The organism is Arthrobacter sp. JZ12, assembly GCF_035189165.1.
GTDB lineage: Bacteria > Actinomycetota > Actinomycetes > Actinomycetales > Micrococcaceae > Arthrobacter_D.
Window position 1 is genome coordinate 3177977 of record NZ_CP045246.1, and the last position, 15079, is coordinate 3193055.

Genomic DNA, 15079 nt, shown 5'->3' on the forward strand with positions numbered 1-15079 from the left:
TTCGCCTACTCCCGGCTCACTTCCACGTAGGCCATGCTCCCCTCACTGGTTATCCGGGCGCTCGACGCCGATGAACGCGAAACTTCCTGCCGCAGTTCTTCCAGTGAGCGCGGTGTGACCACTTCGCCGGAGCGGTGCAGCAACGACAGATACGCGGCCGAGCGACGGGAACCGCGGAAGAGACTGGAAAGGAACAGTGTTCCGCCGGGCGAGAGCTGATCAAGCAGCGCGTCGATCAGCCGGGGGACGTCGTCAACCAGGTGAAGCAGGCCAAGGCCGAGAATCGTCTGGTATCTCGTTCCGGACGCGGGTTCAAGCATGTCCCGGCATTCGAAGTGGATGCGTTCCGGTACCGTTCCGCCGGCCGCAACCGCGATTGCCCGTTCGGCGATCTGAAGCATCGGCGCAGCTGCGTCCACAAGTGTCGTGGTTCGGCGGCTAGCGACGTGAAGCACCTTCGTTGCCGACGCCGTCCCGGCCGCAACCTCCAGTAACGGGCCGTCAGCGGACCCGAAAGCCCGTGCAGCGAATTCGACGAACTGCTCAGGCTTCGTTCCCCAGGCGACGCGGTTGTAGAGAGGTGAACCCACCATGCTGTCGTAGACGGCAGCTCTTCTCCTGTAGAAGTCCGGATTGCCGAAGAAGGTCATGCAGGAATTCTCTCTCTGTCAGCCCTTTCCCGCGCGCAAACTCCGACCGAATTCTCAGGTTCCGGGTGTACCGTTGCGCGCAGAACCCATTCCGGCATCACCAGAACGAGGAAGTTCGCGATGACTCGCACAGGGCAGAACCCGTGGCGGCAGTGGATGCCTGCGGCGGTCGCAGCAGGGGCGATCGGAGCGGCGGCGCTGGTTGTGCCCCTCACGGCCAACGCGGCAGTCGACCTTCCCGACAAGACCGCTGCCGAAGTTCTCGAACTTGTCCGGGACAAGAGCGTGGACGCCTTCTCCGGCACCGTCGAACAGACCTCAAACCTGGGACTGCCCGACCTGTCCGCACTCGGCGGGAGCGTCGGTGGTGGCGGCGTCGGCGGCAGCGGCAGCAACAGCGACGGTGACAGCGAAACATCGCCCGCGAGCGCCGCCGTCGAACTTCTTACCGGGTCCCACACGGCGCAGGTCTTCGTCAGCGGCAAGGACCAGGCCCGCCTGCAGGTCCTCGACCAGCTTGACGAACGCAACGTTATCCGCAACGGCAACGAGCTTTGGTACTACAACTCGGACGAGAACGAGGCTTTCCACGCCGTCATCGAGGACCACCAGGAGCACGACGCCGGCACCTCCGCACCGAATGACCTCGCCGACCGCCTGCTCGCCAAAATTGATCCCACCACCGAAGTCACGGTTGGTTCCGACCGGATGGTGGCCGGCCGCGCGGTCTACGATCTTGTCCTTACTCCCCGATCAGCCGATACCCTCGTGCAGGCGGTGAGCGTCGCCGTCGACGGCGAAACGGGGCTCCCGCTCGGTGTCACCGTGACCGCGGACGGAAGCAGCGATCCCGCTTTCAGCTCCACTTTCACCGACATCAGCTACGCGGAACCGGACGCGGGCCTCTTCACTTTCACCCCGCCGGAGGGAGCGACCGTCACGGAAATCGAGCCCGAGGACCACGGCGAGCACCAGCGCTCGCACGAGCACCAGAAGCCGGACGGCGAGAAGCCGACCGTGATCGGGGAAGGCTGGGACGCCGTCGTCGTCCTCGCCGCTGGGCAGCAGGAAATCCCGGACGAGCTCGCGCAGCTCAGCACCCCGGTGGAAAGCGGGCGGCTCGTGTCCACAACGCTGGTGAACGTGCTGATCACCGACGACGGCAGGATCCTCGCGGGGTCCGTCACCCCTGAACGTCTGCAGGCAGTAGCCGCGCAGCAGTGAGCGGGGCGGCAGAGCTCGTCATCGAGACCGCAGGCCTAACCAAGAGGTTGGGCGGACGGAACGTGGTCAACGGCATCGATTTGGCGGTCCCGCGCGGTTCAGTGTTCGGGTTCCTCGGCCCAAACGGGTCCGGGAAGACCACCACAATCCGCATCCTCCTCGGTTTGGCCTATCCCACCTCAGGCGACGTCCGCGTCCTGGGTGAGTCCATTCCGAAGGCGAGTCAGCAGGTGCTGCCGAGGGTCGGTGCCCTGGTCGAGGGCCCCGGCTTCTATCCCTTCCTCTCCGGAACCGCGAACCTTCTCCGGCTCGACGCCGCCGACCGCTTCGTCTCGCCGGCCACGCGACGCCAGCGGGTGGAGAAAGCGCTCGAACGGGTGGGGCTGTCGCAGGCCGCCGGAAAAAAGGTGGGCCGGTACTCGTTGGGCATGAAACAGCGCCTCGGAATCGCCAACGCGCTGCTTACCCACCGCGATCTCATTGTCCTCGACGAACCCACCAACGGGCTCGACCCGCAAGGAACGCGCGAGATCCGCCATCTGGTCCGTTCCCTCACCGAGGAAGGCACCACCGTGTTCGTCTCCAGCCACCTCCTGGCGGAGGTAGAGCAGATGTGTTCGCATGTCGCTGTGCTCAGCGCTGGATCGCTGGTGGCGCAGGGCAGCCTGGACGAGCTCCGCCGGGCCGGCGAACCTCGCGTCCGCGTGACCACTCCCGACGCGCACAAGGCGCATTCGGTGTTGAGCCGCCTGGGTATGAACCCCGACGACGACGGCGCGCCGGCCAACACCGTCACCGCTACCCTTCCGGCGTCGTTGGCTCCCAATCAGGTGGTGCGCGAGCTGGTGGAGTCGGGCGTTCGAGTGGACGGTTTCACCACTGAGCGGGCCGGTCTGGAGGACCTGTTCGTGGCTCTGACCGGGGAGGGATTCGATGTTGTCCAGTGACAGCGCTCCCCCAGCCGCTGAATCCTCTCCGGCATCACGAGCGCCTGGTCGCAGCAGAACTACCGGACTCCGGTTCATGCTTTCGGAGCTGTCGGTCCTGTTCCGCCGTCGTCGTACCTGGGCGATGCTGGCCGCGCTGGCCGCCATTCCCATACTGATCGCGGTGGCCGTGAAGCTGTCCTCCGGGCCTCCGCGCGGGAGGGGTCCGGCGTTCTTGGACCAGGTAAGCCAGAACGGACTCTTCGTGGCCGTCGTCGCCACCATAGTGGCCATCCCGTTGTTCCTGCCGCTCACAATAGGGGTGGTTGCGGGAGACACGGTCGCAGGTGAGGCCAGCACGGGGACGTTGCGCTACCTGCTCATGGCTCCGGTGGCGCGGGCGCGACTGCTGCTGGTGAAGTACATCGGCGCTATCGTCTTCTGTCTGGCGGCAACGTTCACCGTGGCTCTCGTGGGCATCATCATGGGGTCCCTGCTGTTCCCGATCGGTCCGGTTACCCTGCTCTCCGGAACCACGATCGGTGTGCCCGAGGCGATCGGCCGGGTGGCCCTGGTGAGCCTGTACGTGACGCTGTCGCTATTGGGGCTGTGCGCCGTCGGACTTTTCATCTCCACACTCACCGATGTGCCGGTTGGAGCCATGGCGGCCACGGTTGTGGTGTCCGTGGTCAGTCAAGTCGTGGACCAACTACCGCAGCTTGAGTGGATTCACCCGTGGTTGCTCAGCCACTACTGGCTCGGGTTCGCCGACCTGTTGCGGGATCCGATCGTGTGGGATTCGTTCCTTGCGAACGGGCTGCTGCAGGCCGGATACATCGTGGTGTTCGGTGCACTTGCTTATGGGCGATTCAGCACCAAGGACGTGCTGGCGTAGGGCCGGACCACCAACCGCGAACCAACAGAGCTCCCGGTCACGCCCAGTAGCTGATCAGGTCCAGTAAAGGAGCCGGGCGGCCGGCAGGCGCCGTTCCAGCTCCGCGGTAAACCACGCCCGCATTTCGTTCATGGTCTGCTTCGGGTACACGTACTTCACGCCGCCGAACTTCGAGCGCTTCTGGCTTCGCGAGTCCTCGTCCATCTCGAGCTTGGTCCTGGGATACCAGCCCAGCAGCACCTCCTTGCTCGCCGGGGTGAAGCGGTGGGTGATGATCTCCGCCGTGAGGTCGAGGTTGCTGATCCCGGCGACGGCCGCGGCGACGTCGTCAAGCAGTGCGCCGTACTGTTCCTGCCAGCCGGGCACGGGCATGATGGGAGCGATCGTCAGACCCACGCGGTAGCCGGACTCCGCCACCGCGCGGAGAGCGGCGAGGCGGGCGGGCATGCGTGCCGTGCCGCCCTCGAACCGGTTGGCCACCTCAGCGGCGTTGACCGAGAACCGGATGCGAGTCCTACGGCCGTGATCGAGCGTCACCAGCTCACCGACGTCGTCGAACTTGGTGGTGAAGCGCAGGGAAACGTCCGGGCCGAACTCACCTGCTCCAACGCGCGAGATCGCGGCGGCGAGGGATCCCGTCACGCTCTCGATACCGAGTGGGTCGGTGTAGCAGGACAGCTCAAAGGTGGTGCCTTCACCCCCGCGCTCGAGCGTGCCGCGGGTGACGGAACCTCGGTCGGCGTGGGTGCGTATGCCCTCCAGCACGTCGTCGATGTTGGCGTACACGCGCGTGACCGGCGGGCCCTGCAGTGATCCCGCAAGGTAGCAGTACTGGCAGTGCGCGGGACAGCCCTTGGCCAGGTCGATGCGCCAGTCGGCGCTCGGCGGAATCGGCTGCGGCTTGAGGGCGCTCGGTGGGGCAACGACGACGGCGAGGGTGTTCTTCGCAGCCGCGTAAGTTTCGCGCTCGGTGGCGCCGCGAAGGCCGGTGAGCGCATTGCCGGGAAGGATCCGGATGTCGTCGACGCCGGCGTTTTCGCAACGCCGGATGATCTCAGCGGTGTGTGGAAGATCGGCTGCGGCCCGCGTGATCATCACGTGTTTGGGGACCCAGAGACGGGTAGGAGAGATGGTGGTCAGGTCGAGTTCCTGGGGCATCGTCATTGCTATGTATAACAACGACAGCGCCCGGTATGTTCCTCTGTTTCACTGCAGCGCAACGGCCGTTACTGCCCCTCAGAACGATCGTTGTATGTTCGATGTCATGACCACACCTCAAGTAAAAGTCCTCCGGTCCGTCGACAACCTGTCGCTGGCGGATCTGGTGCTCAAACCAACAGCCATCGACGGCACCGAACCCGCGGACGCCACGGACAACGCCCTGACGGTCAAGGGCAGCAGTGTGGACATCGGGTTCTGGGCGTGCTCGCCTGGAAGCTTCAAGACTGCGCGGGATGGCGTCAACGAGGTGATCCTGGTCCTGGAAGGCAGGGGAACCCTGGTCTCCGACACCGGCGAACGGGTTGACCACATGGCCGGGGACATGGTCCTGATCCCGAATGGCTGGAGCGGCGTCTGGGAAATTCACGAGGACTTCAAGAAGCAGTACATCTCTATCGCCGTCTAGCCCAGTAGCCTCTAGGCGTCGTTCGGAGCCGAGAGGGGAAGTCCTATCTCCCTCTCTCCGGGAGCACTGGCGCCGCGCAACTAACCTGCTCGACGACGTCGCCCTCTGTCTCCAGCCGGGTTTCGCTTGGCGGTCCCATGGTGTGCAATGGAAGGCATGACTGATGGAAACCGCGAGGATAGTGACCTGCAGAACGACGATCCCCGAGAGGACATTTTGGAGTCAGGCCCGCAGGCAGGTGGAGCTGCGAACATCCGGGAACAGCAGGGAACGCACGCTGCGGGTGCAGTTCCGGCTGCCTACGTTGGCGGAAATGATTCCGCTGACAAGCCCGAGGACGCTGCTGACAACTCGGGCCATTGGGATGAACTCGGCCGCGAAAACCCTGTGCGGGAACCCGGGGACGAGGAGAGCTGACGGCTCGCCCCCGGGCAGCGGAAATTAGATGAGGGCGCCGTCCAGGACGGAGACCTCGACGTTCTTCGAGGCGTGATCGTAGCGGAAGGTCGCTACGCCCCCGGCGTGGTGCAGCTCGTGGTTGGCTCCATTCCGCTCGCCGAATGCGCCGTAGTTTTCTTCCCACGAGCGGTCGATTGCGATCTTGTACTGGTAGAAGCCGGCAGGAAGCTGAACCGTCAGCTCCCAGCGCTGGGAGACGGGGCTGTAGGCCATTTGAACCTGGTCGGCCGCAGGCTCCCAGTCCTCGGCGCCGAGGCGGTGCCCGAAGTCGCCGGCGATCGCGACGGCTGCGGGAGCGGCCGCGGCACGCATGCCCTGTTCGGTGAGGCTCCAGCCGGCGCGGCTCTTGAGGAGCAGTCCGTCCTTGACCAGGGTGGCGGTCGCCGCGGACAGGCGCTTCACGCCGCGGGGCACTCCCGCGCTCAGCGGTTCGCTTTCCCATTCGCTCAGCGGTACGCGATCGACGGCGGCGGCCAGCACGTCCGCGCCCTTCAGGAACTCGCCCGGCCGCTCGGCCAGAACGGAAAGAATGGCCTTGAGCCGGCTTGCTGTGTTGTCTAGAGCAGTCATGTGAGGAACCTCCCGCTTGGCTGTGCTTCCAGGGAAAATTTTGACAGCCACCCAGCCGAATGAAGCGTAGGCCCAAGTGGGAACGGCATGTCGTGCAGAGTACGGCCTGAAAGTTCTTCGCTCGAGCGCTTCCTGCCTCGAGCGCCGTATCCATTTCTTACCTCACATTGCGCATCTTTCTGCGTCTCTCCGACCGGCACCCATACTGGGAAAAAGGCGTCAGCTTCGAAGGAGAACCATGGCAACCACCGACCGACAGGGCCGGCACATCCGGTTCAATGCGTTCGATATGAACTGCGTGGGACACCAGTCCCCCGGCATGTGGCGCCACCCCGAGGACCAGTCATGGCGGTACAAGGACATCCGCTACTGGGTTGATTTGGCGCAGACACTGGAGAAGGGTCTGTTCGACGGCCTTTTCATCGCTGACGTACTGGGCACCTACGACACCTACGGATCCTCCAACGCCTCGGCCCTGCGCGAGGGCACCCAGGTTCCGGTCAATGATCCATTCCTCCTGGTGTCGGCGATGGCCCTGGTCACGGAGAACCTCGGGTTCGGGGTCACGGCAGGCACAGCCTATGAGCACCCTTACCCGTTCTCCCGCCGTCTTTCGACTCTCGACCACATAACCAACGGCCGCTTCGGCTGGAACGTGGTGACTGGCTACTTGCCGTCTGCGGCGCGGAACATGGGCAACGAGGACCAGCTCGAGCACGACGAGCGGTACGACCATGCTGACGAGTACCTTGAGGTGGTCTACAAGCTGCTCGAGGGTTCATGGGAGGACGACGCCGTAATCCGCGACCGAGAGAGCGGCACCTTTACCGACCCAGGAAAAGTTCACGAGATCCGGCACGAGGGAAAGTATTTTAAAGTCCCCGGGATTCACATCAGCGAACCATCCCTCCAACGCACACCGGTGATATACCAGGCCGGCGCCTCCGCCCGTGAAATCAACTTTGCGGCGGCCAACGCAGAAGCCATCTTCGTAGCCTCGCCAACCAAGTCCATCCTCAAGGAAACGGTGCAGAAGATCCGGGACGCCGTCGAAGCAGCAGGGCGGGAGCGGGACGCAGTGAAGATCTACACCCTGCTGACCGTCATCACCGCTGGAACCAGCGAAGCGGCCCACGCCAAGCACGAGGAGTACAAGCAGTACGCCAGCAACGAGGGCGCGCTGACCCTGATGTCGGGCTGGATGGGTATCGACTTGTCGGCATACTCCCTCGACGACCCTATTGGGTCAGTGAAGTCGAACGCGATCCAGTCGACAGTCGCAAACTTCCAGAAGGCGAACGACGACGGCAGGCCCTGGACTGTGCGTGACATCGCCGAATCCGCGAGCATCGGTGGGCTGGGACCGCGCATGGTGGGCTCCGGTGCTGAAGTCGCTGAGGAGCTTATCTCCTGGGTCGACGAGACCGACGTCGACGGTTTCAACCTCGCTTACGCCATCACTCCGGGCACCTTCGAGGACATCGTGGAGTTCGTGGTGCCCGAACTGCAGAAGCGTGGGGCCTACCAGACCGAATATGCACCCGGGACTCTCCGGAACAAGCTGTTCGGCAGAGGCGATAAGCTTCCCGACGAGCACAAGGGCAGCGGCTACAGGATCGGTGCAGGGGCCCGCCGGTCCTAACGGTGCTCAACGGTCCTCGCCGGACCGCGAAGTAGCAGCGAGGCGTATCATGCGTCCATGACCCTTGAGGTCCATCCCGCAACCGCGGACAGGTTCAAGGACGTCGCTTCCCTCCTGGCACCGAAAACGCCCGGAGCCGGCGCCTGCTGGTGCCTTTCGGCACGTCTGGCTTCCTCCGAACTCGCCGCGCTCGGAGCAGGGGGCCGCGAGGGCCGCATGCGAGAGCTGTGCGCCGAAGATCCACCACCCGGGCTCCTTGCCTACCTCGGTGAGGAGGCTGTGGGTTGGTGCGCCGTCGGCCCCCGGAGCGGCATGGGAAGGCTGACCCATTCCCGCACCATCCAGCAGGTGGATGACCTTCCCGTCTGGAGCGTCATCTGCTTCGTGGTGAAGGCCGGGTACCGCCGTCGTGGGGTTGCCACCCGACTTCTCGAGGGTGCAGTGGAGTTTGCCGCTTCCTATGGCGCTCCTGCCATCGAGGGATACCCGGTGGACGCTGAAGGCACGCGCGTGAACACCACCCTTGCCTTCGTCGGTACCACCTCACTCTTCGAGAAAGTTGGTTTCGACAGGGTCGCCGAGACCAAAGCCACGAGTGCCGGCCGCGTGCGCTGGATCATGCGTCGCGAGATTACGCCGAAGTAGAGTGCTTGCATGAATGACAAAGAGGTACTGCACCGTTACCTTCGCCTGCGTCGCGAGGATCTGCTGGCCAAGCTCGACGGCGTCGGGGACTACGACGCGCGGCGCCCCCTCACCCCCACGGGAACCAATCTCCTGGGTCTGGTGAAGCACGTTGCCAGCGTGCAGTTGGGCTACTTTGGCGAGGTTTTCGGCAGGCCCAGCGGGCGGGACCTTCCCTGGTTCGAAGACGACGCTGCCCCCGAAGCCGACCTCTGGCTCACCGCCGAGGAGAGCCGGGAAGACATTATCGAGTTGCATCATTTCTCCGCTGCCCATACCGACGCAACCATCGAAGCGCTGCCGCTTGATGCAGTCGGAGAGGTTCCCTGGTGGAGCCCGGCACGGCGCCGGGTAACCCTGCAGCAGATCCTGGTCCACATGTGCGTGGAGACTGCGCAGCACCTGGGCCACGCCGATATCCTGCGCGAACTCGTTGACGGCTCCACCGGCCGTGGCCAGAACGATCCCAATATGCCGCAACGCACCGCCGAAGAGTGGAAGAAGCACTGGGAAGAGGTCGAGACGGCCGCCCGTCATGCACTACACACCTGATTTGATCGCGCGCGATTAGAAGCGGACGTCTCCCAAACATCAAGTAAACGGGGCATGAAATAAAAAGGGCCTGATTGCTGGTGCACCACCGAGTTGATAAGTATCCTTACCTTCTCTAGGTCATCTGGAGGAGGGTGGAACCATGGCAGACGTTGAAGCTCTCTCGAAGGAGCAACCTGGCCGGCCAGTGACTGCCGTGCGGACTGTGGGAGTCATCCTCGCCGGTGGCATCGGGACCCGCATGGGCCTCGACATTCCCAAACAGTTTGTTCCGATCGCGGGCAAAACCAGCCTCGAATACACGGCCGGAATCTTCCAGAACTGCGACTTCATCGACGAAGTGATCGTGATGATGGATCCCCACTGGGTCCAACGGGCCAAAGAGCTGCTGCCCAGCGCCTCATACCTCAAAATCTCCCAAATCCTTGCAGGGGGACACGACCGCAACGAAACGTCATTCCTCGCGCTTCAGCAGATCAGTGACCCGAACACCAAGGTGGTGTTCCACGACGCCGTCCGCCCGCTCATCGACTCAGACATCATCAAGGCTTGCGTCGATGCCCTGGACACCTACGCCGCCGTCGACACCGCAATTCCCTCTGCCGACACCATCATCGAAGTGGACGAGCACGACATTGTCCGAGCCATACCACCACGTGCCTCGCTGAGGCGAGGACAGACTCCGCAGGCTTTCAGGCACGGCACCATCACGCGTGCCTACCACCTGGCGCACCAGGATCCCGGCTTCGCGGCCACGGATGACTGCGGCGTTGTTCTCAAATATCTGCCCGAAGTCCCGATCTTCGTGGTTCCGGGTCACGAGGCGAACATCAAAATCACTCACCCCATCGACATACACCTGGCGGACAAGCTCTTCCAACTGAAGCACCGAACTACGGAAGCCGGGTCGGTGCCGCTGCCCACCTCGAGCCTTGATGGGGCTGTAGTGATGGTGCTGGGCGGCAGCTCGGGCATCGGAGCCGAACTGGCCGATCAGTTGCAGGCGGAGGGGGCCAACGTCATCTGCCATAGCCGAACCGGAAGCGGAACCTTTGTTGAGGACCGGGCTTCGGTGCGGCGGGCGCTGGCTGCAGCAGCGGCCCGCTTCGGGAAGATCGACCACGTGGTGCTTACAGCCGGCGTTTTGACCGTGGGCGAACTGGTCACGCTGAGTGATGATCAGCTGCAGCATGACGTTGGCGTGAACCTCATGGCGGCGTTCGTGGTAGCTCAAGAGGCTCACCGCTACCTGAGTGAGTCGCACGGCTCACTTCTGCTCTTCTCATCAAGCTCTTATACCCGCGGGCGTGCCAAATACACCGTCTACTCCGCCACCAAGGCCGCCCTGGTGAATCTCACCCAGGCGCTGGCCGACGAATGGGGACCAGACCTGATCCGGGTCAACTGCATCAGTCCCAGCCGAACGGCGACGCCTATGCGCGAGAAGGCGTTCGGGATTGAGGAGGAGGGCACGTTGGTGCAGGCGGCTACGGTGGCGCGATCGGCCCTGAAGGTACTGGGCTCCGAGTCAACAGGTCAGGTTTTCGACGTGCGCCTGCCGGCAACGGATCCACTATCGGCCGAACTGGAATCCGTCCTTTGAACGGGTCGTTGGCGGCAGATTCGCAGCGGTTGATGATCTCGAATGTGGTGGTTCCCGAAGGGGAACCGCTCTCACTCCTGCTTGCAGGTCGACGGATCTGGACATTCAAGGCACCGGATGAAGCAGCGACGGCTCACAGTTGGTCGGTTGAGTGGCCCCCTGCGTTGGCGGAACGGCTCACCGGACGGGCAACGCTGGCCGTCGAGCGCAACGGCGTCCCCCTGATCAATGAGCGGCTGGTGAGCTTCGATGACAATCCCGAGGAGCTTTACCTCACTGAACCAGGAACCGGCCTGCCGCAGGTGGTCAACAAATGGGGCCGGGTTGCCCGTTCCTTCGAGGGCAGGGACGCCGCCTTGGTGGAGGAGGTCCTTGACGAGGTCGAACACCTGATCGCTGTCGTTCGCGACACCCTGGGCATTGACCTGTTCGTAACCGGTGGGACGCTGTTGGGCCCGGTTCGCAACGGCAGGATCATGGCGAACGACGACGACGCCGATCTCGCCTACCTCAGCAGTCACGAAAACCCGTCCGACGTCGCCCTCGAGAGTTTCAGGATGGAACGGACGCTGCTCTCCCGAGGATATGAGGTGGTACGGCACTCAAGCGGCCACTTACAGCTGATGTTTCCGGGAGGTGCGATCACCGATCGTTTCTACATTGATATCTTCAGCTACTTCGTCTGCTCGGGATGGTTCTACGGCACCTTCCATGCAAGGGAGCGCGCAGATCAGGTTAAGATCCTTCCTGTCAGGCAGCTGTCAGTGAATGGGCGCATGCTTCCCGGTCCCGCGGAGCCCGAACAACTGCTGCAGGCAATCTACGGACCGGGCTGGCGAATTCCCGATCCCACATTCACCTTTGTCACGCCACCGCCTGCCTTCCGCCGGTTCTATTGGTGGCTCAACCATTTCGACGTCAACCGGGAGAACTGGGAAGACCGCCACCGCGCAGCCATCGATGCGGGATTGGCCAATCAGGAGTCCGGACTCAGCCATCGGGCACTCGAGGTCTTCCGGCCAGGATCGGCAGTCCTTGAACTGGGCTGCGGGCTGGGATCTGACGCAAGATTCCTCGCTGCTTCAGGACTGAACGTTCTTGCCGTGGATTTCAGCCGCCCGGCCATCCACAATGCCCGGACACACCAGCCTGCTACCGCAGGTTCCCTCAGGTTCGAGCTCGCGAACCTGAACATGGCACGTAACGCCCTCAACTTGCGAAAGCAGTGTGCCGCGATCGACGAGGCGGTCAACGTCTATGCGAACTCCCTCTTCGATGCCCTGAGCCCACTGGGCTGGGATACGACGCTTGATTTGGTCAGCCATCTCCTGCGTAGCAATGAAAGCCGAGGAATCTTCGAGGTAACGACGGGCGATCCAGGAGATCCGTCAGCTGATTCCCTTTCGGAGACTGTGGACTGGAACCGCTTCGAAGCTCAACTTCACCGTTACGGACTGGCGGTCGAGCACGAGGAAAGGGTTGCCCCCGAGGACTCCCGGCACGCGCAGGGAACAGGACAGATACGACAGCGCGTCGTCGTGCGGAAGGAGAAGCAATGAAAAAACTGCGGGTCGGGAGGAGCAGAGAACGCGACATCGCGAGCCAGGTTTCCGAGTTAAGACAGGAACTGCAGGCACTCAAGACCGAGATGGTGCGCCTAGACGCCGACCTCGACGAATCACGACGGTTGAACCTGCGCGCCGCGGAGCTGCTCGACATCGTCTACGAGGAATTGGGGAAGCAAAGTGTCCAAAACTGACGAATTCCCGCCGATCGAAATAATCGGTGGCTTTGAGAGCACCTTCCTCCCTGCCCACAACCGGGACATCTTCGAAACCACGGAGCACGACCTCAGGTGGCGCGAAGACCTTGCTTTGCTCAGCAACTGCGGGATCGTTCGCCTGAGGTATCCCATCCGGTGGCACCGGATCGAGGAGACGGAGGGCACTTATGACTGGTCCTCGACAGACGAAGTGCTCCACCACCTCCGGGAGAAGGGCTTCCGCCCCATCGTCGACCTCGTCCACCACACGAGCTACCCCAGCTGGCTCTCGGAAGGGTTCGCCGATCCCCGGTTCGGAGAGGCGTATCTTCGGTATGCCGAGGCCTTTGCCCGGCGATATCCGTGGATCGAGGAATACACCCTCTTCAATGAGCCGTTCTCCACGCTTTTCCTCTGCGGGCACGAGGGCATCTGGCCGCCCTACCACTCGGGGCTCCAAAGCTTCGTCAACCTCATCGCCAACGTACTGCCGGCGGTAGCCGAAGCGAGCCGGGTGTACCGCACTCTGCTTCCGCATGCCCGCCATGTCTGGGTGGACACTTGCGAGTTCCATACCGGCTCCGACGCGCCGGGACAGTTCTACGCCACGATGGCGAACCAGCGGCGCTTCATGGTCCTCGATGCCTTCCTCGGTAGGGATTACGACGACGACAGCCAGCTCGGGCGCGACCTCGAACCTATGGGAGGCGCGGCTCTGAAAGGCATGACGCCGGGATTCGTCGACGTTCTTGGCCTCGATTACTACGCGCACTGCCAGTGGAACTTCTCTATCGAGGGCGGCTCAACTCCTACTCGCACGCCCGTCGCCCTGGCCGACCAGATTGAACAGTACTGGGAACGTTATGGGCTTCCCTGCATGATCTCCGAGACGAACGTCAGGGGCCATACCTCCGACCGCGCAACCTGGTTCAAATACGTCCTTGAACAGTGCGAGACCGCACAGGCGCGCGGGGTGCCACTGGAGGGCCTGTGCTGGTTCCCCGTGATCGATTCCACTGACTGGAACTCCCTGTTGTTCCGATGCGAGGGACATGTCGATCCCGTGGGGGTCTACTGGCTCGACGACAACCTCGAGCGGCGCGCATCGGTGATGGCCACCTCATATTCGTTGGCAGCAGGCGGCGCCCGGTCACTGGACCTTCCGGCTTACCGGCTACAGGAACCGGTCGCCACCTGGCTCGAGGGGTATCTTCCCCAAATGGCGCACTGGGAGTGGCTTGAACCCCCCGCCACCGACATCGGCGCCAGCCTCCCCCGAACAACCACCCGAATGGAACTGAGGATTGTCGATGCAAAGTGAACTCATCGTCTTGTCACACCTTAGGTGGGACTGGGTCTGGCAGCGGCCACAGCAACTCGTGTCACGCCTGGGAGGTACTGCCACCCGGAAAACGTGGTTCATCGAAGAACCGCTCACCCCTGCGGGCGGAACCAGTGAGATCCGGTTCAACACCCGTGAGGTTGACGGACTGACCAGGGTCTGGCTGGAGATCCCTGAGCAGGGCAGGCATGTGGGATTCTTCGACGAGGTCATGCCCTACTACCTGGAGCAGCTTCCCAGACTTATTGGTGAGCCTGAGGGCGAGCGGGTGGTCTGGATCTATACGCCGCTTGCGCTGGAAGCAGCACTGGCTCTCCAGCCCACGGTTCTGGTCTATGACGTCATGGACGACCTTGCAGCATTCAAGGACGCAGCCCCTGAACTTCTGGTGCGCCAGCGCCAGGCCCTGAGAAAGGCCGACGTCGTCTTTGCCGGAGGCAGGTCGCTCCACCGGTCCGTCGTGAAACAAGGGAGGGAAGATGCCCATCTTGTACCCAGTGGCGTGGCGACTGAGCACTACGCCGTTGCCCGTTCAGGAGCGCAGGCAGGGCGGGGGCGGCCCACGGCGGGGTACGTGGGAGTTCTCGATGAGCGGCTCGACCTTGGCCTCGTCGCAGACCTCGCGGCGGAACTGCCCGATTGGGAGATCCGCATGATTGGACCCGTCTGCAAGATCAGCGAGTCGGACCTGCCACAGGCACCGAACATAAGCTATCTCGGTCAGCAGCCCTATAGGGAGCTGCCCAACCAGATGTCCCAACTCGATGTTGCCCTCATGCCCTTCGCCCTCAATGAGTCGACAAAATCCATCAGCCCCACCAAGACCCTTGAGTACCTGGCCGCAGGTCTTCCAGTGGTGTCAACGCGCGTGCCGGATGTCGTGACCGATTTCGGTTCCGTGGTCGACCTCAACAATGATGCAAAAGGTTTCGCTGCAGCCTGCAGGAAGTTGCAGGGGCGGGCGGGTCAGCCGGCCTCCGCTGAGCTGCACCGGCTGATGAAACGCCATCACTGGGACAGGATTGCTGAACTGATGGAGAAGGTGGTTTTCACTGCCTCCGGCGGGCAGTCGGAGGATGATGCGGACGAGGCGACAGCCTGACGCCGGACCCGTCAGTATCAGGACTGCATGACGGGAGCCCG

Annotated in this window: 16 protein-coding genes; 13 read left to right on the forward strand and 3 right to left on the reverse strand. The window is 63.2% G+C overall.

Annotated features, from left to right (window positions below; genetic code table 11):
* Positions 1 to 5 precede the first annotated feature (5 nt).
* Positions 6 to 650, reverse strand: coding sequence for a methyltransferase domain-containing protein (locus GC088_RS14760; RefSeq protein WP_323959753.1), 645 nt, complete (start codon positions 648 to 650; stop codon positions 6 to 8).
* Between the two features lie 120 nt (positions 651 to 770).
* Between GC088_RS14760 and GC088_RS14765 the strand changes: the two genes are divergently transcribed.
* The 3 genes from GC088_RS14765 to GC088_RS14775 all read left to right on the forward strand — a co-directional run bounded on the left by GC088_RS14765 (position 771) and on the right by GC088_RS14775 (position 3695).
* On the forward strand, positions 771 to 1874 hold the full coding sequence (locus GC088_RS14765) for a LolA family protein (protein ID WP_323959754.1): 1104 nt from the start codon (positions 771 to 773) through the stop codon (positions 1872 to 1874).
* On the forward strand, positions 1871 to 2821 hold the full coding sequence (locus GC088_RS14770; protein ID WP_323959755.1) for an ABC transporter ATP-binding protein: 951 nt from the start codon (positions 1871 to 1873) through the stop codon (positions 2819 to 2821). Before GC088_RS14765 ends, GC088_RS14770 begins: the two co-directional genes overlap by 4 nt.
* A gap of 76 nt (positions 2822 to 2897) precedes the next feature.
* Positions 2898 to 3695, forward strand: a complete 798-nt coding sequence (locus GC088_RS14775) for an ABC transporter permease (protein ID WP_323959756.1) — start codon at positions 2898 to 2900, stop codon at positions 3693 to 3695.
* Between the two features lie 54 nt (positions 3696 to 3749).
* Here GC088_RS14775 and GC088_RS14780 read toward each other — a convergent pair whose 3' ends face one another.
* The gene (locus GC088_RS14780) at positions 3750 to 4853 is read right to left on the reverse strand and encodes a spore photoproduct lyase family protein (protein ID WP_323959757.1); all 1104 of its coding nucleotides are present in this window, start codon (positions 4851 to 4853) and stop codon (positions 3750 to 3752) included.
* Between the two features lie 106 nt (positions 4854 to 4959).
* On the opposite strand from GC088_RS14780, the gene GC088_RS14785 reads away from it, so the two are divergent.
* Both GC088_RS14785 and GC088_RS14790 read left to right on the forward strand, forming a co-directional pair.
* The gene (locus GC088_RS14785) at positions 4960 to 5322 is read left to right on the forward strand and encodes a cupin domain-containing protein (protein ID WP_323959758.1); all 363 of its coding nucleotides are present in this window, start codon (positions 4960 to 4962) and stop codon (positions 5320 to 5322) included.
* Between the two features lie 156 nt (positions 5323 to 5478).
* Positions 5479 to 5739 (forward strand): hypothetical protein, encoded by a 261-nt coding sequence (locus GC088_RS14790; RefSeq protein WP_323959759.1) that lies wholly within the window; start codon positions 5479 to 5481, stop codon positions 5737 to 5739.
* Between the two features lie 24 nt (positions 5740 to 5763).
* Here the strand turns inward: GC088_RS14790 and GC088_RS14795 are convergent, their stop codons facing one another.
* Positions 5764 to 6351, reverse strand: coding sequence for a pullulanase X25 domain-containing protein (locus tag GC088_RS14795; RefSeq protein WP_323959760.1), 588 nt, complete (start codon positions 6349 to 6351; stop codon positions 5764 to 5766).
* A 238-nt stretch (positions 6352 to 6589) separates the two neighbouring features.
* Between GC088_RS14795 and GC088_RS14800 the strand changes: the two genes are divergently transcribed.
* The 8 genes from GC088_RS14800 (at position 6590) to GC088_RS14835 (ending at position 15038) form a co-directional block, all read left to right on the forward strand.
* Positions 6590 to 7993 carry an LLM class flavin-dependent oxidoreductase gene (locus GC088_RS14800; protein WP_323959761.1) on the forward strand — a complete coding sequence of 468 codons (1404 nt, stop codon included), beginning with the start codon at positions 6590 to 6592 and terminating at the stop codon, positions 7991 to 7993.
* Positions 7994 to 8050: 57 nt separating this feature from the next.
* Entirely contained in the window at positions 8051 to 8638 is a 588-nt protein-coding gene (locus GC088_RS14805; RefSeq protein ID WP_323959762.1) for a GNAT family N-acetyltransferase, read from the forward strand.
* Between the two features lie 9 nt (positions 8639 to 8647).
* Positions 8648 to 9229 carry a DinB family protein gene (locus GC088_RS14810; RefSeq protein WP_323959763.1) on the forward strand — a complete coding sequence of 194 codons (582 nt, stop codon included), beginning with the start codon at positions 8648 to 8650 and terminating at the stop codon, positions 9227 to 9229.
* 142 nt (positions 9230 to 9371) lie between these two features.
* Positions 9372 to 10832, forward strand: coding sequence for an SDR family NAD(P)-dependent oxidoreductase (locus GC088_RS14815; protein WP_323959764.1), 1461 nt, complete (start codon positions 9372 to 9374; stop codon positions 10830 to 10832).
* A 44-nt stretch (positions 10833 to 10876) separates the two neighbouring features.
* The gene (locus tag GC088_RS14820; RefSeq protein WP_323959765.1) at positions 10877 to 12391 is read left to right on the forward strand and encodes a class I SAM-dependent methyltransferase; all 1515 of its coding nucleotides are present in this window, start codon (positions 10877 to 10879) and stop codon (positions 12389 to 12391) included.
* The gene (locus GC088_RS14825) at positions 12388 to 12591 is read left to right on the forward strand and encodes a DUF6752 domain-containing protein (RefSeq protein WP_323959766.1); all 204 of its coding nucleotides are present in this window, start codon (positions 12388 to 12390) and stop codon (positions 12589 to 12591) included. Before GC088_RS14820 ends, GC088_RS14825 begins: the two co-directional genes overlap by 4 nt.
* On the forward strand, positions 12578 to 13915 hold the full coding sequence (locus GC088_RS14830; RefSeq protein WP_323959767.1) for a family 1 glycosylhydrolase: 1338 nt from the start codon (positions 12578 to 12580) through the stop codon (positions 13913 to 13915). The genes GC088_RS14825 and GC088_RS14830 overlap by 14 nt, the downstream gene beginning before the upstream one ends.
* Positions 13905 to 15038, forward strand: coding sequence for a glycosyltransferase (locus GC088_RS14835; RefSeq protein ID WP_323959768.1), 1134 nt, complete (start codon positions 13905 to 13907; stop codon positions 15036 to 15038). The genes GC088_RS14830 and GC088_RS14835 overlap by 11 nt, the downstream gene beginning before the upstream one ends.
* Positions 15039 to 15079: the final 41 nt, after the last annotated feature.